The organism is Pseudoxanthomonas sp. 3HH-4 (assembly GCF_006716465.1).
Lineage (GTDB): Bacteria > Pseudomonadota > Gammaproteobacteria > Xanthomonadales > Xanthomonadaceae > Pseudoxanthomonas_A.
Map to the genome: position 1 here is coordinate 1047890 of NZ_VFPB01000001.1, position 20527 is coordinate 1068416.

Sequence of the window (20527 nt, forward strand, 5' to 3'; positions counted from 1 at the left end):
GGAAGCGGGGAGGGGCGCGATTATAGCGGGGCGCGGGGGATGGATCGTCGGCGCCGGCTCAACGGCTGACCGGGAACTGCAACCGACCCAAGGGGCCGAACATCCGGAACGGCACCGATTCCAGCCGCATGCCGCGGTTGGCCTGCACCACGAAATGCAGGTGCGGTGCGGTGGAGAACCCCGTATTGCCCGACAGTCCGATGTACTGGCCCTTGCGCACGTACTGGCCCACGCGCACCTGTGCGCCCTCCGCCTTGAGGTGTGCGTACAGCGCCATGCTGCCGTCCGAGTGCAGGATGCGGATGAAATTGGCGCGCCCGCCGTATTTCTCGCGGTTCAGCCCGGCCTTGTTGAAGTCGGATTCCACCTGCATCACCAGCCCTTCGCGGGCCGCCACGATCCGCGTGCCCTCGGGAACGGCGAAATCCACCGCGTGCAGGTTCTGTACGTCGCTGTGGCTGAACCGGCCACCGGGCCCCTGGTCCACGCGCACGCGTCCGTAGTCGAACGGCAGGCGGTACTCGTAGTCCTGCGGAAGGCTGGTCGGGTCGCCGGGCATGCCGTCGAGGGTCAGTTCGAAATCGCCGCCCCGCAGCGGGTCCGTCACCCCGATGTCGGCCACCAGCACGCTGCTGCGCGCCGGGACCACGGCGCGGGCGGGCAACGCCGGCACGCTGCGTACGTCACGCTGGCGACGGAAGCCGAGCTGCACTTCCACCGGCCCATGCATCAGGTTGTCGGCCCAGGCCTGGTAGCGCAGGCCCTGCTTTTCCAGCCGCAGGCGCACCAGTGCACTGGGCGGATTCCGGAACCGCATGACGTCCAGGCTGCTGTCCGCCAACTGGTCGGGCGGCGGGGGCTGGTCGCCGTACTGCGTATAGCCCTGCTTGTCCTTCCAGCGGTACAGGCGGGCCGCGTGGACGTCGCCGGCGCTGGCAACCAGCACGGCGACGCCGCAGGCCAGGGCCAGTAGGCGTGCGCTCACCGTGGGCAGTCGCCCTGCAGGTCGAGTGCGCGGGCGATGTCGCGCAGGTCGAACGCGGCCAGCGACACGTCGTTATGCAAGGCGAACAGGGCGCCGGCCGGGAAACGCGCCGTGGGCATCGCGTACACGGTCTCGCCATCGGTGTTGGACGTGACCTTGCCGGAGAACACGCCGGCGGGGGCCAGCGTGGCGCGGTCGAACACGCGGAAGCGGGTCGGGGTCAGCTGGTCCACCGCCACCCAGTAACCGGCGTCCGCGCTGCATGCCCACAGCGTGATGCCTTCGGCATCGGCGTCGAAGGTGGCCAGGCTGCGGCCGTTGTAGTGGCCGGCCAGCGTGTAGTCGCGCAGCGTGGAGCCGACACGCCGGTCTTCCTCGGCGATCAGCAGGCGCCCGTGTGCCGGGTCGCCGGCGATCGATTCGACCATGCGCAGCGCGCCCGCTGCGCCCGTATCACCGAACTGGCCCAGCAGCCGGGTCTCCAGCTTGCCCCCTTCCTCGACGCGCACCTGGAATCGCTTCACGCGACCCACCAGTTCCTCCATCGGAGGCAGTTTCATGGTGCGGAAATCGGCCATGAAACTGTCGGTGACGAACAGCTCCAGTTCGCCCGGTGCGGTTTCGTGCACCCATAGACCGTACGGTGCACGCAGCACATCAGCACCGAAGGCGCCCAGCGGTGCGAATTCGGGCAGCCGGAACGCCTGCACGCGGTGGTTGTCGCGTTCGGCCACGAACAGCAGGTCGCCGAACACCGCGATGCCGTTGGGACGGTTGAACTGGCCCACCGCGTCGCCGGACGCGCCGACCGTACGCAGGCGCTGGCCGGTGTCCGCGTCGTAGATGGCGAGGTGGTGGGTGGCCTTGGCCGTGGCGATCAGCCAGACCTGGCCGTCCTCGGTCGGCCACGCCACGAGCGAATCCAACTCGTTGCCGGCCACGGGCTCGGACACCCAGGCCTCGGGAATGATGGCGTCCGCGGCGGTCTTGGGCGGCGGTGCAGGTGGGGTGGAGGTGTGCAGGGGGGCGGTGGAGCAGGCGGCCAGCAGCACCGCACAGAGACCGCCCAGGAGGCAATTCCGGGTCATGTTGTGAATTATGCGTTATCGCTGTGACGGCTGGCAGAGAGACGAGCGTCAAATTTCATCGCTTCATCCGAATAAAGCGATTGACATCGACGGAAACCGGCGGCAGAGTGGCGCCACCATCGAGACCGGCAGAGGGACAGGCCCGAAGAAGCCGGGGCAGCCAGCGACGCGCAAGCGCCGTGTAGGTGCCAAATCCTGCGGGGACCTCAGCGTCTGCCGGAAGATGGTTCGTACCGTGTCCTCAGCACGGCGAACGCGAGCTCCGCGAAGCTCGGTGGTGCAGTCCCGTCCCGCAAGGGATCACGCCCACCGGATGCCGCCATGAGTTTCGTCAGTCCTTCACTTCATCGTCTTGCCGAACCTTCGTCGATCGATGGCCTCCCGCTGTCGTCCACGCAGGATGACGTGCCTCGCGCCGTTCGCGGCGAAGTGGTGGTGGAACTGGCCATGCGCCACGCCGGCACGCGCGCGGTGACGCTGCGCTACGAACTGCAGGGAACGGTGGGCGCACCGGTGGTGTTCGTCGCCGGCGGTATTTCCGCGCACCGGCACCTGACCGCCAGCCACGTGTTCCCCGAAAGCGGCTGGTTGAACGACCTGGTCGGCGCCGGCCGAGCGCTGGATCCGGCGCAGCGTCAGTTGCTTGCTTTCGATTTCGTCGGTGCCGATGGCCGCCTCGACGCCCCCATCGATACCGCTGACCAGGCCGACGCCATCGCCAAGCTGCTGGCGGCGCTCGGCATCGCGCGCCTGGAAGCCTTGGTCGGTTACTCATACGGCGCACTGGTCGGCCTGCAGTTCGCCACCCGCCATCCCGAACGCTTGAATAAGCTGGTCGCCGTCAGTGGTGCCCATCGCGCGCATCCGTATGCGGCCGCCTGGCGCGCCCTGCAGCGGCGGGCCGTCACGCTGGGGCAGCTGCAATGCGCCGACGCGCAGGGCCTGTCGCTGGCACGCCAGTTCGCCATGCTCAGCTACCGCACGCCGGAGGAATTCGGCGAGCGCTTCGACAGCGCGCCCGAGATCGTCAACGGCCGCGTGCGCGTGGCCGCCGAGGACTATCTGGATGCCGCCGGCGCGCAATACGTCGCGCGCACGCCGGTGACCGCTTACGTGCGCCTGTCCGAATCCATCGACCTGCACCGCGTCGATCCCGCCGACGTGCGCGTGCCCACACTGGTGGTCGCGGTGGAAGGCGACCGCCTGGTGCCGCTGTCCGATTCCGTGGCGCTGGTGGAAGGGCTCGGCACGCTGGGCCAGCTGCGCGTGCTGCGCTCGCCTTATGGCCACGACGCCTTCCTGAAAGAAACCGATCGCATCGATTCCATCCTCACCTCGGCCCTGCGCGCCGCCGGAGACCTCGCATGAGCAGCTTCATCCCCACCGACGCCGACGCCACCTGTCGTCCCGCCACCGCCGCCGTGCGCGCCGGCATCGACCGAGATACCGCCTACGGCGCCGTCACGCCGCCCATCGTGCTGTCGTCCAACTTCAGCTTTGCCGGCTTCGCCCAGAAGCGCGAGTACGACTACACCCGCAGCGGCAATCCAACCCGCGACCTGCTGGCCGAAGCGCTTGCTGAACTCGAGGGTGGCGCGGGCGCCGTGATCACCGCGACCGGCATGGGTGCGATCACGCTGGTGCTGAATGCGCTGCTGGAGCCGGGCGATCGCCTGGTGGTGCCGCATGATGCCTACGGTGGCAGCTGGCGCCTGTTCAACGCGCTGGCGAAGAAGGGCCACTTCGAGCTGATCACCGCGGACCTGACCGATCCGCGCTCGCTGGCCGATGCGTTGGCGCAGTCGCCAAAGCTGGTGCTGATCGAGACGCCGTCCAACCCGCTGTTGCGCATCACCGATCTGCGCTTCGTCATCGACGCCGCGCACAAGGCCGGCGCGCGCACGGTGGTGGACAACACCTTCCTGTCGCCGGCGCTGCAGACGCCGATCGCGTTCGGCGCCGACGTCGTGCTGCATTCCACCACCAAGTACATCAACGGTCACAGCGACGTGGTCGGTGGCGCGGTGGTGGCGCGCGATGCGGACACCCACCAGCAACTGGTGTGGTGGGCGAATGCGCTGGGCCTGACCGGCTCGCCGTTCGACAGCTTCCTGACCCTGCGCGGCCTGCGCACGCTGGATGCCCGCCTGCGCGTGCACCAGGAGAATGCCGATGCCATCGCCGCCCTGCTGGATGGGCATTCGGTGGTGTCGAAGGTGTACTTCCCGGGCTTGGCGACGCATCCGGGGCATGCGGTCGCCGCGCGGCAGCAGAAGGGTTTCGGCGCCATGCTGAGCGTCGAGCTCGAGGGCGGCGAAGAAGCCGTGCGCGCGTTCGTCGAAGGCCTGCGCTACTTCACCCTGGCCGAATCGCTGGGCGGTGTGGAAAGCCTGGTCGCGCATCCGGCGACGATGACGCACGCGGCGATGACGCCGGAAGCGCGCGCCAAGGCGGGCATCTCCGACGGCCTGCTGCGCCTGTCGGTGGGCATCGAATCCACCGACGACCTGCTGGCCGACATCGGTGCCGCCCTGGCGCGGGCCGAAGCCGTGGTCGCCGAGTCCAAACGCAAGCTCGCCGACGCATGAGCACCGTCGTCCGGCTGGCGACCGCGCCGCGTGCCGCACCGAAACTGGCGCTGCTGGGCACGGGCGTGGTGGGCAGTGCGTTCGTCGCGCGCTACCAGCGCCTGCAGGCGCATGCATTGCCGGTGCCGACATTGGCGTGGCTGGCCAATTCGCGTGCCCTGCAGCCCTGCGACGTGTCTGCACGTCAGGCGCTGGACGACGCCAACCAGGCCGTCGCCCGCACGAACGAGCTGCCTCCCTGGGCCGAAGGTGAAGCGTTGCGTGCCGGCGATATCGTGGTGGATGCCACCGCCAGCGAAACGGTCGCCGACTGGCATGCGGAATGGCTGTCGCGCGGAGTGCACGTGGTGACGGCCAACAAGCTGGGAAGCGGCAGCTCGCTGCCGCGCGCGCAGGCCATCGCACGTGCACGAGCGGATTCCGGCGCGCAGTACGGCGATGCCGCCACCGTCGGCGCGGGACTGCCGCTGCTGCGCAGCCTGCGCGCACTGGTGGCCGGTGGCGACCGCATCCATCGCGTCGAAGGCGTGTTGTCCGGTTCGCTGGCGTGGCTGTTCAACCAGTACGACGGCATGCGCGCATTCTCCGGCTTCGTCCGCCAGGCGCGACAGGCCGGCTTCACCGAGCCCGATCCGCGCCTGGACCTGTCCGGCGAGGACGTGCGCCGCAAGCTACTGATCCTGGCGCGTGCGGCGGGGTTCCCGCTGCACGCCGAAGACGTGCGGGTGGATTCGCTGGTGCCGGCAGAGCTCGCGGCGTTGCCGCTGGCCGACCTGGACGCCGCACTGGTCCAGCTGGATGCGTCGCTGGCGACGCGTTTCAAGGACGCCTACCGGAATGGCGCGCGCTTGCGCTTCCTGGGTCGCTTCGATGCCGAGCGTGCCAGCGTCGGCCTGCAGGCCCTGCCGGTCGATCATCCGCTGTGCGGCGGTGGCGGCACCGACAACCGCGTGGCGATCTATAGCGACCGCTACGCCGAGCAACCGCTGGTGGTGCAGGGTCCGGGCGCTGGCGCGGACGTCACCGCGGCGGCGTTGCTGGATGACGTGCTGGCGATCTCGCAGGCGGCGTAGTCGCTTCGGGGCGCGTCAGGGTTTCAAAGCGGCCAGTAACGCGGCGTTGAAGCGCGCTGGGGCTTCCACCTGGGGTGAGTGCCCCAGGTCGTCGAACTCGACCAGCTTCGCGCCGGGGATCGCAGCGGCTGCCCGCTTGCCTAGCGCTGGATAGTCACCCAGCCGTTTCGCCAGTTCGGGCGAGGCCAGATCCTTGCCGATGGCGGTGCGGTCCTTCTGACCGATGAAGAGAGTTGTGGGTACGGCGATCCGCGGAAATTCGTGGACGACAGGCTGGTTGAACACCATGTCAGAGGTCAGCGCCTGGCTCCAGGCCACTGCCGCCTTGCCTTCGCCCGCGTACATGCCGCCGAGCATCTGTACCCAGCGCTCATACTCAGGCTTCCACTTGTCGCCGTAATACACGGTGCGCTGGTAGTCGCGGATGCTGTCGAACGAGGTCTTCAGCTCGCGCGCGTACCAGGCGTCGATGCTCCGCCATGGCACGCCATTGGCCTTCCAGTCTTCCAGCCCGATCGGATTGATCAGCACCAGCTGCTGCGTGGCCTGCGGATACTGCAGCGCATAGCGGGTGGCCAGCATGCCGCCCATCGAATGGCCCACGATCACCGCACGGTCGATGCCGAGATGCTCCAGCAGCGCATGCGTGTTGGCAGCCAACTGGTCGAACGAGTACTGGTAGCGTTGCGGCTTGTCCGACTTGCAGAAACCGATCTGGTCCGGCGCGACGACGCGATAGCCCGCTTGCGCCAGTGCGGTGATCGCCGACTCCCACGTGGCGGCGCAGAAGTTCTTGCCGTGCATCAACACGACGGTGTGGCCATTCGGCGTGGCGGGCGCGACATCGAGATAGGCCATCTCAAGCGACTGTGCCTGCGACACGAGTGCGAAGGTCCGCACCGGATGCGGGTAGTCGAACCCCTCAAGCCGTGCGCCGTGGTGGGGCAGTGTTCCGGCATGCGCGGACGAGAGCGAGGCGAGGGCCATCGCCAGCGTGGCCAGCTTCCAGCGAGCAGTCTTCATGCAAGGGTTCCGCAACGTGGCGTGACAGCGTATCGCGGATGCCCTCCGGACGACGTCAATCGTCGGGCGCAGGCGCAGGAGGCGTCGTGATCGGATGATGCGGACCGCGCAATGCCAGGTTGCCGCAACGGACCAGTTCGCCGGGATCGCGGCGCAGCAGGTCGGGATCGAGCGGTGGCAACGGTAGCGCCGTGGCTTCGTAGAGTGCCCAGCCGTTGCGGCCGTTCCCCTTGACCTCGTACAGCGCGCGATCCGCCAGCGATACAAGCTGTTCCCAGCCCAGCAGGTCGGGCACGGCCGCGAACGGCGGATAGCCAATCAGACCCAACGAGGCCGTCACCTGCAGTCGCGTGTCGGCCACTTCCATCGGTTGTGCGGCGATGGCGGTGCAGATGCGACGACCCAGCGCGTGCAGCTCGTGGCGAGGCATCGGCCTGAATACCATCAGGAATTCCTCGCCGCCCCAACGGATCACGTAGTCGCCGTCGCGTGACAGCGTGCGCAGCCGATGCGCGACGGTCTGCAGCACGTGGTCACCGGCCTGGTGGCCATGGCCGTCGTTGATCGACTTGAAGTGGTCGATGTCCAGCAGTGCGAAAGCGAGCACGTCGACACCGGCGGCGAATCCGGGCATGCGCTGGTAGTAGGCGATGTCGGCGGGCAGTTGCCTGGTCAGGTAGCGGCGGTTGTGCAGGCCGGTCAGCGGATCGGTGAGGCTGATGGCTTCCAGTTGCCGGTTGGCCTGCTGAAGGTCGCGTGTGCGCTGCTGCACCAGCCGCTCAAGCGCGACGCGCTTGTTGTGGTGGCGTCGCAGCACCCAGCGGTTGGACAGTACCACCAGGATCGCCAGGCCGATGATGGCCAGCAGATAGAACCACGCGCTTTCGTAGAAGTACGGGGCGATGGAGAACGACTGCGTGGCCGCAGCACGACCGGAGACGCCGCTGTTGTTGGTGCCGATGACCTCGAACACGTATCGGCCTGCAGGCAGGTTGGTGTAGGTGGCGCTGCGCTGGTGCGTATCTTCCAGCAGTCGCCAGTCTTCGTCATAACCTCTCAGGCGATAACGGATGTCGATGTGGTCCGAGGCCTGGAAGCTCAGGGTGGTGAACTCGAAGCGCAGATCGCGCGCCGCGCTGGGCAGCGACCAGTCGGCGGCGGGATCCGCCGGGCGCCACTTGCCCTGGACCTGCACGCGTTCGACCACCGATTCGGGCACGTAGGCGTTGGCCAGGTCCTGGTCCGTCGCCATCACCACCACGCCGTCGCGCGTGGGCAGCCACAGTGCGTTGTCGACCAGGAACCCGCGGCTGTTGCCGGCGCCATTGCAGCAGTCGCCCTTCTGGCCGCCGTGGCGGTCGCCGCGCTCGTTGAGCAGCGTCCTGGCGTTGAGGCGCACGCCGGGATCTTCGGTGGCGGCCAGCAGGTCGGCGACGGCGACCCGGTAGATCCCGCGCAGGCCACCGACCCAGAGGAATCCGCTGGCATCTTCGCCAAAGAAGAACGGGGCATTCGCCGGGATGCCACGCTGCTTGTCCAGGCGCGTCCAGCGCTGGCCGTCGAACAGCAGCAGCATTTCCTCCGACAGCGTGCCCGCCAGCCATTGGCCGCCGGCGAGTTCGTGCAGCGCGACGACGTGCGGCGCATCCAGGCCGGTGCCGCCGAACGGAATCGCGACGAGATGTTCGTCGACGAATTCGTACAGGCCACTCTGCGTGCCGACCAGCAGGCGGCCATCACGGGTTTCCAGCAATACGCGGACGCGGATGTCGCGCAGGCCGGCCTGTTCGGCGTAGCGACGCAGGCGGTCTCCGCCATCCCAGCGGTACAGCCCGGTGCTGGTGGCAAACCACAACCGTCCGCTCCGGTCCCGCACGATGCCATTCACCTGCGCGGTATCCATCGCCGCCAGCATGCGCGGGCGCTGCACGCGTCCGTCGCGATAGAGCGCGGCCCCGTTGCGCGTGCCGATCCACGTCTGCCCGTTCTCGGGCAACAGACTGTAGGCGGCGGGATGCGGCAGTGCGCGTCCCGGTATCAGCGTGCGGAAGCGGCCCTCTTCCAGCACGCTCACGCCATCGTCGCTGCCGACCCATGTCCGGCCATCAGGTGCGCGTGCGGCCGACCACAGCAGTGGCTGGACGAGCCCTTCAGAGCGGCTGTATCGGCGTGTCCAGCCATTCCAGGCGCGGCTGACGCCTTCGTTGTTGCTGCCCAGCCACAGGTTCGATTCACGGTCTTCGTACAGCGCGCGGATCTCCGCCAGCGGACCTTCGGCGCGGATCCGTTCCAGGCGTCGGCCCTGGCGAAAGCGATAGAGCGTGTCGCGCGTACTCGCCCACAGGATGCCGTCGCGGTCTTCGTGCAGCGCCTGCACGCCCCCGCTCACCGGCGCGACTTCGCCGTGCCGCTGCCAGTGACGGCCATCGAACACGAACAGGCCAGTACCGCATCCGGCCCAGAGCCGCCCGTCGTGGCGCGCCAGCGAGGTGACCGCGTCCGCCGAGACGTTGCCGGGGAGCGTCAGCGTGCGTTCGCCTGCATCGTCGAAGACATGCACCCGCCCGCGGCTACCGGCCCATAGCGTCCCGTCAGCATCGACATGGAGGGCCAGCGCACCGCCGTCCTCGATCCGGTGGAGGGTCTGCAGGCGGTGACCAACGACCACCATCACGCCCCGGTTCGACGCCACCAGCAGCCTGCCGCGGACATCGCGCGCCAGCGCGTTCACGTCCAGCACGCCCGGAGCTTCGCCATCGGCCAGGGACAGCGACGTAACCTGGTTGCCTTCGCGTACCGCCAACCCCTGTGGCGTGCCGATCCACAGGCGTCCTTCGTCATCGGTGTGCAACGCCTCGATCCATGTGCTGGGCAGGCCGGGCGTGTTGTCCAGGTCGAAGTTGGTGAAACGCACCCCATCGAAGCGGCTGAGCCCGGCCTGGGTGCCGAACCAGAGGTAGCCCGGCCGGTCCTGGGCGATGGCCAGGACGCTCAGCTGGGGCAGGCCCTGTTCCAGCGCCCAGTGATTGCGCACGTAGTGGTGGAACGACTTGGACGGGTCGAGCGCCTGTGCCGGCGGACAAAACGCCGCCATCCCGCCGAGCAGGGGCAGGCACCAGGCGGCCAGCCGGCACCGCCAGGAAGGACGGACGCGGCGGGCCATGTCCGTGGGACTGGACAGGACACGTCTCCGGTAAGTCTATTTACCTCCATCCTATCGGCGCGGTTCCGCGCGTCTAAAGGGCGGCAGGCTGAACCGGTAGGCCATCGTCCGCCCATGAAAAGAACGCAGGTGAAGATGTGCGATGGCCAGCATCGCCCGGGCAAGGCGGATGTCAGGACTCGGGAGATATCGGCAGGCCGGAACCCGGGTGCGCTTCGCGTACCCAGGCTGCGCAGCTTTGGCGTCTGGAGTCAGTCCAGGAACCGTACCAGATGGCTTCCATGGCCCAGGGCCCTATCCGCGCAGTGTGTCGGCGCTGCAGTTGGATGGGCGTCGCCTATCCCGCGCACGCAGGCTGGGGATCAGGTAGCCGTTGCCATGAGAGACGATGTCAATCCATTACTCGGGTTTGGCGATCATCGAGGTCCAAACCAGAATCAAGCCTGCCGACAAAGCGGATCAGGCTGGTTCACATTGTCAGGTGGCATCTGCATTTGCGCCCAACTCGCTGGAGACATGCTCGATTAGTCCGGTGGTGTTCCTGACGAACTCGGCCTGCAAGTCGATGCCGCACTTGTGCGCCAGAACAATGATTGACCACAGGCAGTCAGACAGTTCATGGCCAAGCTTGGCTTTGCAGTCATCGATATGCCTGATGCCGGCATTTGCCTGGATCAGCTTGGCCAGATCCCCTACATCTCCGACGAACCCGAGTGCGAGTTCCTCAGTGGTCCAGACGCGGCCATAACGTTTGATCTCGAGCTGCTCGTAAAGCTCGTTCAGACGCAATGCCAGTTTTTCAAGGTCGTGAAGATTCACGTTATGCCGCCTAACACTCGATCACGTTAACCGCCAACCCACCGCGGCTGGTTTCCTTGTACTTGTCCTGCATGTCGCGGCCGGTGTCGCGCATGGTCTTGATGACCTTGTCCAGGCTGACCTTATGCTTGCCGTCGCCGCGCATGGCCATGCGGCTGGCGTTGATGGCCTTCACCGCGCCCATCGCGTTGCGCTCGATGCACGGGATCTGCACCAGTCCGCCGATCGGGTCGCAGGTGAGGCCCAGGTTGTGTTCCATGCCGATCTCGGCCGCATTCTCGATCTGGCTCGGCGTGCCGCCCAGCGCCGCAACCAGCCCGCCGGCCGCCATCGAGCACGCCACGCCCACCTCACCCTGGCAGCCGACCTCGGCGCCGCTGATGCTGGCGTTTTCCTTATAGAGGATGCCGATGGCCGCGGCAGTGAGCATGAAATCGAACACGCGTTGCTCGCTGTTCCCCGGGCAGAAGCGGTCGAAGTAGTGCAGCACCGCCGGAATGATGCCGGCCGCGCCGTTCGTGGGCGCGGTGACCACGCGGCCACCGGCGGCGTTCTCCTCGTTCACCGCCAGCGCGTACAGGTTGACCCAGTCCAGCACGGTCAGTGGATCGCGCATGGCGGCTTCGGGCTTGCTGGACAGTTCGCGGTGCAGCGCGGGTGCGCGCCGCGAGACGTGCAGGCCGCCGGGCAGGGTACCTTCCTCGCGGATACCGCGCGCCATGCACGACTGCATGGCGTTCCAGATCGCGCGCAGGCCGTCGCGGATCTCGTCTTCGCTGCGCCACGCCTTCTCGTTCTCGAACATCATTGCGGCGATGCTCAATCCGCTGCGCTGGCACTGCGCCAGCAGCTCGTCGCCGCTCTTGAACGGGTACGGCAGCGGGGTCTCGTCAGCGACGATGCGGTCCACTGCGGCGTCATCCTGATTGACGACGAACCCGCCACCTACGGAGTAGTAGTCGCGCGTGGCGATCACCTCGTCCTGCGTGTCATAGGCGGTAAAGCGCATGCCGTTGGTGTGGTAGGGCAGCTTCTGCCGCTTATTCATCAGCAGGTCGCGTTTCTCGTCGAAGGCGACCGCGTGGGTGCCGCCCAGCAGCAAGCGCTTTTCCTTGCGGATGCGCTCCAGGGCCGGCGGGATGATGTCCGGGTCGATCTCGTTCGGATAGTGGCCTTCCAGCCCCATCAGCACGGCCTTGTCGGTGCCGTGGCCACGGCCGGTCAGGGCCAGTGAGCCGTACACTTCCGCACGTATCCGTGCCACGTCGTGCAGGCGGCCGGGGTCTTCCAGCCAGCGGGCGACAAACCGCGCGGCGGCCCGCATGGGGCCGACCGTGTGGGAGGAGCTGGGACCGATGCCGATCTTGAAGAGGTCGAACGTGCTGACTGCCATGCCGCGTATTCTATGCCGCCGGCGCGGACAACCCTTCCCGCGTCGCAACAGATTGCCGGAACGAGGACGCCGATGCCCCTGATCCTTTACCAGCGTGACGATTGCCACCTTTGCGATCTGGCGCTGGACGTGTTGGCCGCTTCACGGGCGCCGGCATTCGAAAGCGTGTTCATCGATCATGACGATGTGCTGGAAGCGCGTTACGGCGCACGAGTGCCGGTGTTGCGCGATGACGCGACCGGCGCGGAGCTGGATTGGCCGTTCAATGCGGACCGCGTCAAGGCATGGCTGCCGTGAACATGCGCATCTGGTCGCGTTGGCTTGCCTTGCTGGGCATCGCGTCCGGCAGCGCCGCGGCGACGGATGTAGACCTGGCAAAGACGGGCCCGGGCCGTGCCGAGGCTGTTGCGTGGCAAGGCCGGACGCTCTCGCAAGTGCTGCCGGTGGATGCCATCGACCGCATCGTGCTGCTGAAGGCAGTGACCAGCGCGCCCGCGGACCTCGACCTGCGCAATCTGCGCCGCATGCTGCCGGCGCTTCCTTGCAGGCGGCCAACGATGACGAGCGCGCGTTTCTGCAACTGGGTGGCAACGACACCATCTGGGAAGCCGTCCTGCTGACGCGGGCAGGCGACGTATTCGGTCTCGTCATCCGTCCCGGCGCTGACGCGGCCGGGGAGGGTGCGCAACGCGCCTGCCTCACGGACGAAGCGGGCAGGCGCGGGTGTTTCGGGATTCCTCCGGTACCGGCCGGCTGACGATGCCGGGCCTCAGGGCTTGGGTTTCAACACCACCTTCGTGCTGATGGCCACGTCGTTCGGGATGGTCGAGGTATCTGCCCATTCGCCGCCGCCGATGCCGAAGTCCAGGCGCTTCACGCTGGCCCTGCCGGTCAGCACCGGCTGTGCGCCGGGCGTCCAGCTGAAGGTCAGCGTGACCGGTTTGCTGACGCCACGCAGCGACAGCGTGCCGTCGGCGGCGTACTGGTTGCCGCCCAGTGAACGGAACCTGGTCGCCGTGTAGCGCGCCTGCGCGAACTTGCCCACATTGAAGAAGTCGGATGACACCAGCGTGTCGTCGCGGTCCTTGTTGCCGGTCTGCGTGCCGGCAAGCTGGATGGCGACATCGAGCTTGCTGGCCGCGAGCTGCGCAGGATCGAAACTCATCGTGGTGGTGAAGCCGCCGAACTTGCCGGTGAAGGTTTCGCCCTGGTAGTTGCTGGCGAAGACCAGCGTGGAGCCGGGAGCCTGCACGTAATCGGCGGCCATGGCCGGCGCAGTGGCCAGCAACAGGGAAGCGAGCGCCAGGCGCGCGCGGTCAGACGGTTTCATCGGGAGAATCCTGCGGTGTGGGGGAGGGGGAAGCGGAAGCGGAAGCAACGGCCTTGCGGCGTCCCGGCAGCATGCGCGTCAGCGTGGCATCGCCCTGGAACAGGTGGTGGTAGAGCGCGGCGGCGGCATGTGCGAGCACCAGTACCACGAGCACCCAGAACAGCAGTTCGTGTGCGCCTTCAGCGGCCTCGTGCACGCCATCATCGCGGCCGGTGATGGCCGGCAGGTTGAACAGCTTGAACCACTGCAGCGGATAGCCGGCGGACGAGTTCAGCACCCAGCCCGACAGGGGAATCGCGAACAGCAACGCATACAGCAGGACGTGGGTGATGGAGGCGATGCGCTGCTGCCATGTGGGCGTGCCCGCCACCGGTGCGGGCGCGCCCGCGTAGAGCCGCCACAGCACGCGCAGTGCGACCAGGGCGAGGATGGTCAGTCCGACGGACTTGTGCAGTGCGTAGATGTCGATCTTGCGCGGCCCGTTGGGCAGGTCGCCCATGGTCAGGCCGAGGTAGGCCATCACCAGGATCAGCAGCACGATGAGCCAGTGGAGCAGTTGGCTGATCGCGCCCCAGCGCTCGTCGGTGTTCTTGAGGGTCATGGCGTCGGCTCCGGCGGTGGCGGGGGAGGCAGGGTAGCGGGGTTGCGGTCGTCAGCCTTGCCGTCATGCATGGCTTCGGCTTCGATGCGAAGGTCCACCTGGTCGCCGATCACCGACTTCCAGGCCGTGATGCCGAAATCGGCGCGGCTGATCGTCGTGGTGGCCGAAAATCCCACCGTACGGCGGAACGGTGGCATCGGATGACGCTTGGCGGCGTTCAGCACGACATCGAGGACGATGTCGCGCGTGATGCCGCGCAAGGTCAGCTCCCCGTGCGCCCGCGCATGTGTCGCATCGATGGGTTCCACGCGCGTCGACACGAAGTGCGCTTCGGGATGGCCTTCGGCATCCAGCAGTGATTTCGCCAGCGTGGCCTTGTTCCAGTCCGCGTCGCCCAGGTCCACGCGCGCCAGCGGCACGCGTACGTCGACGCGCGCGCGGGTCCAGTCATCGGGATCGAAAGCGAGCGTGCCGGTGCTGCCCGAGACGGTCCCGATGGCATTGGAGAAACCCGCGTGGCTGATGGCGAACATCACTCGCGTGTGCACCGGGTCCAACCGGTATTCGGCCAGTGCGTCCCGGGCGGACGCGGTCGCGGGCAACAAGGCGGCCAGGCAGAGGGCGCGCAACAGCAGGCAGCGGTAGGACGATCCGGGCATGGGAACGGATTCTAGGGGCCGGCCCATGAAGATAACCCGCTTGCGCGTGCAACGGTCCGTTGCGACGATGCCCGAGGAGCAATCAGGGAACGAGGGCGGGCAGGAATGGTGATGCGTGCGTGGTGGCTGTTGCTGCTGTCTCTGTTGTGCGCATCCGCGCCGGCGACCGTGCCCGAGATTCCGCGCTTCCGCCTGCTCGGGGCGGGTGACGGCCTGCCTTCCACGACCATTCCTGCGCTCGCGCGTGATGGTGCCGGTTATCTGTGGGTGGCTACGTGGGATGGCCTGGCCCGCTACGACGGCGTCGGGTTCAAGGTGTGGCGCCACGATCCTGCCGACCCGGCGTCGCTGCCCGGCAACGTAGTGCAGGCGCTGCATATAGATGGCGCCGACCGGGTCTGGGTGGCGACGGAGAACGGCGGCCTGAGCGTGATGGGGAACGACCGCAAGGGTTTCCGGCACTATCGACGGGCCACCCATCGGCAGATGGGCAGCGACGATGTGTTCGCGATCACCAGCCGTGGCAGCGACATCTGGTTCGGCACATTCGGCGGAGGACTGCACAGGCTGTCGGCCGACGGTGGCATCACCCGGTTCACCGCGGAAGCGGGAGGTGCCGACGGCCTGCCATCGGACAGCGTGCTGTCGCTGGCCTTCGACGCCAAGGGCGTGTTGTGGATCGGCACCATGGGTGGCCTGGCACGTTATGACGGCCAGCGTGTGCAGCGGCTGGCACTGCCCGGCGGCGACGCGCTGATCATCTATTCGGTGAGCGCCGACGCGGGCTCGGTATGGGTGGGCGCGTCCGATGGCGTGCATCGCTGGTTGCCGGAGGGCCGCTGGGTGTCGCCGCCTTGGTCGCCGATGTTCGCGCGCCCCAATGCGCTGATTGCGATGGCCAGTGATGGTCAGGGCGAATACTGGCTGGCCAGCCAGGGCGGCCTGTGGCGGACCGAGGGCGACCGCGCGCCGGCACCGGTGAACTATGACGCGCAGAGCGTGGGCATCGGTCGCGTGCTGCAGGCGGTGATCGCGTTGCCGGACGGCGGCCTGTGGGTGCCGGTACCGACACGCGGCCTGGCCTACCTCCGTTCGGACTGGAGGCGCATCGCCGCGTTCTCTCCGGCGCAGGGGCTCGGCGGCGGGCTTTATCGCGGCTTGTCGCAGGCGGGCGCCGACGGCCTCTGGATCGCCAGCAGCACGGGCAAGCTGGAACGTCTGGATACGCGTCGTGGTCATGTCACGCCGATGCCGCACCATGCAGCTCTGCTGGCCGAACTGCGACTTACCTCGGTGTTGGAGGACCGGCGTGGGCAGGTGTGGATCGGCCACCGCAATGGCCTGATCCGTACCGATCCGCATACCGGCGTGATGATGCAGTGGGCGCACGAAGGTATCGACGCCGTACCTGACAAGACGTCCATCGACTGGCTGGTCGAGGCAAAGGACGACACGGTGTGGCTGGTCACGCAGATGGGCAGCGTGCAGCAGCGCGACGCCGCCAGCGGGCGGGTACTGAGGACGATACGCAAGGAAGATGGTGGCAGTGGCAGTCTTCCCGACATCGAGGGTATCGCGGTCGCTCCGAGTGGCCGTGTGTGGCTGGGAGGTGCGGAAGGCATGCTCCACTGGGATGCCGCCGCTGCCCGTTTCGTCGCCGTGCCTGCGCTGGGCAGCGAGCGCGTGTACGCCTTCGCGTTCGAGCACGGTGACCGTCTCTGGCTGCATCGCATGTCGGGGGTGGAGGCATGGCGTCGCGATGCGGATGGCTGGGTGCGCGAACGGCGGATCGGCGCGGCGGAAGGGCTGCCGGCCGTCGAGTCCACGGGCCTCGCCGTGGATCCGCAGCGTCGCGTGTGGTTGGGGACGCGTCGTGGCCTGTTCCGTATCGACCCCAACCTGCGTGGTTCACGCGCATTGCTGCGCAACTTCGGTGTGCGCGAAGGTCTGTTGAGCCAGGAGTTGAACGACCGCGGCATATTGATGACCACCGACGGTCTGCTCGCCACGACCGCCGCGGATGGCTCGGTGGCATTGCTCGACACGCATCTGCCCGACCCGCGGCCGATAACGCCCAACCTGGTGCTGGACAGCCTGCAGGTGAGTCGAGGCGACACGGTATTGCATTTGCCACCGATGGCATCGCTGGAACTGCGCCCGGAGGACCACGAACTGCTGGTAGGCACCCGCCTGCTGAGCTACGAGAATCCGCTGGGTAACCGATATCGCTCCCTGCTGGAGGGATTCGACAGCGGCTGGACGGACCAGGGCTCCAGCGGGGAGCGCGTGTTCTCGACGCTGACGCCGGGCCGTTACCGCCTGCGGGTGCAGGCGTTCGACGCCGCGGGCAATGCATCGGAGGAACTCGTGCTGCCGGTGCATGTGCTGCCACCGTGGTGGCGCAGTACCTGGGGGCTGGTGCTGTTCGCCATCATCGGCCTGCTGTTGCTGCTGGCGGCCGGCGCGGCATATCGCAGGCGGGTGCGCCGCCGGAGCGCGTGGCAGCTGGCCGAGCACAAGCGCGAAGTGGCCGAGCAGGCCTCGCTGGCGAAGACGCGTTTCCTGGCCACGCTGGGTCACGAGATCCGCACGCCCATGACCGGCGTACTGGGCATGACCGAGCTGTTGCAGGCCACACCACTGGATGAGCGCCAGCAGGGCTACACGAATGCGATCCAGCGTGCGGGCACGCATCTCCTGCGGCTGGTCAACGATGCACTGGACCTGGCCAAGATCGAGGCAGGCAAGCTGGAGCTGCAACAGATCGAATTCGACCTGCATGCACTGATCGGCGACGTCGGTGCGCTGATGGGCCCGGTGGCGGGCAAGCGCGGACTCGCCTTCCATCACGGCATCGCAGCGGGTGTCCCGCGCGTGGTGCGCGGGGATCCGCTGCGATTGCGGCAGATCCTGTTGAACCTGCTGGGGAACGCCATCAAGTTCACCGAGGCGGGCCATGTATCGCTGCACGCGCTGCCGCTGGCGCCGCAGGGCGTGCGCCTGACAGTGGGCGATACCGGGCCGGGCATCAACGCCGAGCAGCAGATGCGGCTTTTCCGTCGCTTCGAGCAGGCAGAGGGTGCGCAGACCACATCGCGCTACGGCGGCAGCGGGCTGGGCCTGGCGATCTGCCAGGAACTGGCGGTGGCGATGGGAGGGCGCATCGAGCTGGAGAGCGCACCCGGCAAGGGCACGCGCTTCTTCGTCGATCTGCCCGCATTGAATGCAAGCGCGGGCGAACCCGTGCAGGCGCCTGCGCCGCCCGTGGGGGCGCAGGCGCAGGTGAGGCCGCTGGACATCCTGCTGGTCGAGGACGACACGACAGTGGCGGACGTCGTGGCCGGATTGCTGCGCGCACGCGGCCATCGCGTGCTGCACGCTCCCCACGGACTGGCGGCGTTGACCGAGGTCGCAGGTACCGTCTTCGACCTGGCGTTCCTCGACCTGGACTTGCCCGGGCTGGATGGCATGGCACTGGCGCAGCAGTTGCGGTTGCGGGGTGTGACCATGCCGTTGGTCGCGCTGACCGCGCGCACCGATGCGGAGGCAGAGCCGCTCGCGCGGCAGGCCGGTTTCGACGACTTCATCCGCAAGCCCGTGACGGGCGACATGCTGGCCACGGCGATCGCATTGCTCCTCGAACGCAGCGACGGTCCGGAGAAGGGAGAAGCGTCTTGAAGACCCTGAAATCCGTGATCGGCGTGCTGCTGGTACTTGCACTGGCACTGGCCGGTGCTGCGGCGGCCGAGACACCGCAGCCCCCGTTGCTGGGCGACTACATCACGGACAGTCGTGCGCTGTATCCACTGCGCGTGGGGGATTGGGAGGCGCTTGGGGAAAAACGCTACGAACAGCAGGAACTGGGCGTGTCGGTGCGCTATCAGGACACCCGCAAGCCGGACCGCTGGATGGACCTGTACCTGTACCCGGCCGGCGTGACGTTCGATCCCGCATTCGAGCGCGTGTTCAACCAGAGCGTCGACGAAATCGTACAGATCGCGCGTGAACGCGGCGCCGGCGACGTACGCCTGGGCGGCGCGCGGACGCTCCCCACGCAGCCGGTGGCAGGCGAGGGCATGCTGGGCGACTTGGCCGTCAAGGCTCGTTCGTTCGCGATGGAGATCCCGATGCGCGAGAAGCGGTACCGGTCCGCGCTCGCGATGACCGTGCGCGACATGTACTTCATCAAGATCCGCTACAGCGTGGAGGCCGACAATGCTTCCGACGAGGATGTGCAGGGGCAGGCGGAGGCCTTCCTTGCCGGCTTCGCCACGCAAGTGCGCGTGCTGAACACCGGGCGCTGCCGGCAGATCCTGCAGGTCAGTCCGCTGCCGGCGGACGGTGTGCAACCGGAAGCGGTGATGGCCAGCACGAACGACGGACGCGAAGACGAAATGTGGATCGCCGATGACACCGTTTATCTCCGCCCGTCGGTGATCGCACGGGAGCAGGACGTGGTGCGGCTGCGAAGCGAGGCCCAATCGATCCGCGACGTGCTGCGCGGCCGGTGCGTGTCGCCCGAGATGATGGAGATCGCCGTGCCGGACGGCATGCGCGAAATCCGCTTCGAATACCGTTTGCCGCCGGAGCGCTCGGACGGTACCACGCCACGGTTGCGCGGACGCCGCACGGGCGTGGGATGATCCTGCGCCCTCAGCGCAATGCGCGCACTTCGATCACCCCGAAAACAGGATCGTAGTAGAACCAGTCGCTGGCATGGTCCGCCAGCCACGCGATCCGCGCGCGTGACGGCTGCGGCACGTGGCAGAGCAGGGCATGACCATAGTCTTCGCCAGGGGCGGAAGGCGCGGGCGGAACATCCGACAGCAGGTCTTCGAGCGATCCGGGTTTTTCGCCCCAGCTGAGGCAGTCCGCTTCGGCGTCGGTGCCCTCGGGCCAATCCATGCGGGCCCAGAATGCGTCGCGGCCACGCCGTTGCAATCGATACGCGTCGGACGCAGCGCCATCGGCCACCTGCACGACGCGCCAGTGGTCGTCTGCCTGCTGCACGATCCACACCACGTCATCGGGGAGCGCGGTCGCGCCGTGGCCATACTTGCCGACGAAGGCCGGTGGTTCGCCAGCATCGGCGAACGGGCACGGAATGCAGAACAGGAGCAGCAAGGCGAAGCGGCGCATGGGGATCAGTCTGCCCAGGCTTCGACGTACAGCGTACGGGTGTCATCCTCCGGGTCGGCATGGATCCAGATGCCGCCGGCATCGCCAGCCGGGAGGTAAAGGCCGTCTTCGGCTTCGAGCATGGTGCACGCCGTGTTGACCGTTTCCTGCGCTGTGGCCTGTTCGCGGCAGGCGTCTTCGACGAACCGTCGCAGCGCGGGCGCGGCAGCGACGTAAGGCGTCGCCAGCACGTATTGATGGTCGCCCCAGCGCTGGGAATCCATCAGGCGTACCTCCATGACCGGCAGACCCGCCAACCACACGCGTTCCGGATGCAGCAGCGCGCGTGCATTCACCGCCGTGAGCGGCTCACTCTGGTCATCGGCCACGGCGTCATCGCAGTCCAGTTCCACGCGGGCCACGCGCTGCCGCCATCCGGGCGCGAGTTCATCCAGGCGACGCGCGCGGATGCGCTCGCAGCCGGGCGCGGCACCCAAGGCATGCGTCGCGTGGTCGCCCGGCACCACCATCACCAATGCAGGAAAGTCACCCCCCGCGACATGCAGGAAGGGTGACGCGACCTTGTCCGCTGCGTGGGCGTGTGTGCCCGCCACCAGCAACAGACCGGCAGCGGCGGGTGCAAGCAGGGGGCGGCATTCCATTGCGTCACTCCGGCGGAAAACGGCG

18 protein-coding genes and 1 riboswitch are annotated in these 20527 nt (G+C 67.6%); of the genes, 7 read left to right on the plus strand and 11 right to left on the minus strand.

The window, feature by feature from the left end:
• Positions 1–58: 58 nt before the first annotated feature.
• Together FB548_RS04675 and FB548_RS04680 are read right to left on the minus strand one after the other, a co-directional pair.
• Positions 59–985 (minus strand): M23 family metallopeptidase, encoded by a 927-nt coding sequence (locus FB548_RS04675; protein ID WP_304654039.1) that lies wholly within the window; start codon positions 983–985, stop codon positions 59–61.
• A complete protein-coding gene (locus FB548_RS04680; RefSeq protein ID WP_142123557.1) occupies positions 982–2073 on the minus strand; it encodes a phytase in 1092 nt (363 codons plus the stop codon). Before FB548_RS04680 ends, FB548_RS04675 begins: the two co-directional genes overlap by 4 nt.
• A 113-nt stretch (positions 2074–2186) precedes the next feature.
• Positions 2187–2303, plus strand: a riboswitch (SAM riboswitch).
• A gap of 91 nt (positions 2304–2394) precedes the next feature.
• Between FB548_RS04680 and FB548_RS04685 the strand changes: the two genes are divergently transcribed.
• The 3 genes from FB548_RS04685 to FB548_RS04695 are packed head-to-tail and all read left to right on the plus strand — an operon-like array spanning position 2395 to position 5734.
• A complete protein-coding gene (locus FB548_RS04685; protein ID WP_142123558.1) occupies positions 2395–3441 on the plus strand; it encodes a homoserine O-succinyltransferase in 1047 nt (348 codons plus the stop codon).
• Complete coding sequence (locus FB548_RS04690) at positions 3438–4661, plus strand: O-succinylhomoserine (thiol)-lyase (RefSeq protein ID WP_142123559.1); 1224 nt, start codon at positions 3438–3440, stop codon at positions 4659–4661. Before FB548_RS04685 ends, FB548_RS04690 begins: the two co-directional genes overlap by 4 nt.
• On the plus strand, positions 4658–5734 hold the full coding sequence (locus FB548_RS04695; protein WP_142123560.1) for a homoserine dehydrogenase: 1077 nt from the start codon (positions 4658–4660) through the stop codon (positions 5732–5734). The genes FB548_RS04690 and FB548_RS04695 overlap by 4 nt, the downstream gene beginning before the upstream one ends.
• 15 nt (positions 5735–5749) lie before the next feature.
• Here the strand turns inward: FB548_RS04695 and FB548_RS04700 are convergent, their stop codons facing one another.
• The 4 genes from FB548_RS04700 to FB548_RS04715 all read right to left on the minus strand — a co-directional run bounded on the left by FB548_RS04700 (position 5750) and on the right by FB548_RS04715 (position 12132).
• A complete protein-coding gene (locus FB548_RS04700) occupies positions 5750–6757 on the minus strand; it encodes an alpha/beta hydrolase (protein WP_142123561.1) in 1008 nt (335 codons plus the stop codon).
• 55 nt (positions 6758–6812) lie between these two features.
• Complete coding sequence (locus FB548_RS04705; RefSeq protein WP_142123562.1) at positions 6813–9920, minus strand: ligand-binding sensor domain-containing diguanylate cyclase; 3108 nt, start codon at positions 9918–9920, stop codon at positions 6813–6815.
• A gap of 477 nt (positions 9921–10397) precedes the next feature.
• Positions 10398–10739 carry a nucleotide pyrophosphohydrolase gene (locus tag FB548_RS04710; RefSeq protein WP_142123563.1) on the minus strand — a complete coding sequence of 114 codons (342 nt, stop codon included), beginning with the start codon at positions 10737–10739 and terminating at the stop codon, positions 10398–10400.
• Between the two features lie 10 nt (positions 10740–10749).
• The gene (locus tag FB548_RS04715; protein ID WP_142123564.1) at positions 10750–12132 is read right to left on the minus strand and encodes an L-serine ammonia-lyase; all 1383 of its coding nucleotides are present in this window, start codon (positions 12130–12132) and stop codon (positions 10750–10752) included.
• 72 nt (positions 12133–12204) lie between these two features.
• Between FB548_RS04715 and FB548_RS04720 the strand changes: the two genes are divergently transcribed.
• Both FB548_RS04720 and FB548_RS04725 read left to right on the plus strand, forming a co-directional pair.
• Entirely contained in the window at positions 12205–12429 is a 225-nt protein-coding gene (locus FB548_RS04720) for a glutaredoxin family protein (protein ID WP_142123565.1), read from the plus strand.
• The gene (locus FB548_RS04725) at positions 12417–12752 is read left to right on the plus strand and encodes a hypothetical protein (RefSeq protein ID WP_142123566.1); all 336 of its coding nucleotides are present in this window, start codon (positions 12417–12419) and stop codon (positions 12750–12752) included. Before FB548_RS04720 ends, FB548_RS04725 begins: the two co-directional genes overlap by 13 nt.
• A 149-nt stretch (positions 12753–12901) precedes the next feature.
• On the opposite strand, the gene FB548_RS04730 is transcribed toward FB548_RS04725, so the two are convergent.
• The 3 genes from FB548_RS04730 to FB548_RS04740 are packed head-to-tail and all read right to left on the minus strand — an operon-like array spanning position 12902 to position 14722.
• Positions 12902–13462, minus strand: coding sequence for a YceI family protein (locus FB548_RS04730; RefSeq protein ID WP_142123567.1), 561 nt, complete (start codon positions 13460–13462; stop codon positions 12902–12904).
• Positions 13449–14063 carry a cytochrome b gene (locus tag FB548_RS04735; RefSeq protein WP_142123568.1) on the minus strand — a complete coding sequence of 205 codons (615 nt, stop codon included), beginning with the start codon at positions 14061–14063 and terminating at the stop codon, positions 13449–13451. The genes FB548_RS04730 and FB548_RS04735 overlap by 14 nt, the downstream gene beginning before the upstream one ends.
• Complete coding sequence (locus FB548_RS04740) at positions 14060–14722, minus strand: YceI family protein (RefSeq protein WP_142123569.1); 663 nt, start codon at positions 14720–14722, stop codon at positions 14060–14062. The genes FB548_RS04735 and FB548_RS04740 overlap by 4 nt, the downstream gene beginning before the upstream one ends.
• A gap of 111 nt (positions 14723–14833) precedes the next feature.
• Between FB548_RS04740 and FB548_RS04745 the strand changes: the two genes are divergently transcribed.
• Both FB548_RS04745 and FB548_RS04750 read left to right on the plus strand, forming a co-directional pair.
• Positions 14834–18400, plus strand: coding sequence for a hybrid sensor histidine kinase/response regulator (locus tag FB548_RS04745; RefSeq protein WP_142123570.1), 3567 nt, complete (start codon positions 14834–14836; stop codon positions 18398–18400).
• Positions 18397–19365: a hypothetical protein gene (locus FB548_RS04750; RefSeq protein WP_142123571.1), complete on the plus strand. Its 969-nt coding sequence runs from the start codon at positions 18397–18399 to the stop codon at positions 19363–19365. The genes FB548_RS04745 and FB548_RS04750 overlap by 4 nt, the downstream gene beginning before the upstream one ends.
• A 10-nt stretch (positions 19366–19375) precedes the next feature.
• Here FB548_RS04750 and FB548_RS04755 read toward each other — a convergent pair whose 3' ends face one another.
• Positions 19376–19861, minus strand: a complete 486-nt coding sequence (locus FB548_RS04755) for a hypothetical protein (protein WP_142123572.1) — start codon at positions 19859–19861, stop codon at positions 19376–19378.
• 5 nt (positions 19862–19866) lie between these two features.
• Positions 19867–20502, minus strand: a complete 636-nt coding sequence (locus FB548_RS04760; RefSeq protein WP_142123573.1) for a hypothetical protein — start codon at positions 20500–20502, stop codon at positions 19867–19869.
• Positions 20503–20527 lie beyond the last annotated feature (25 nt).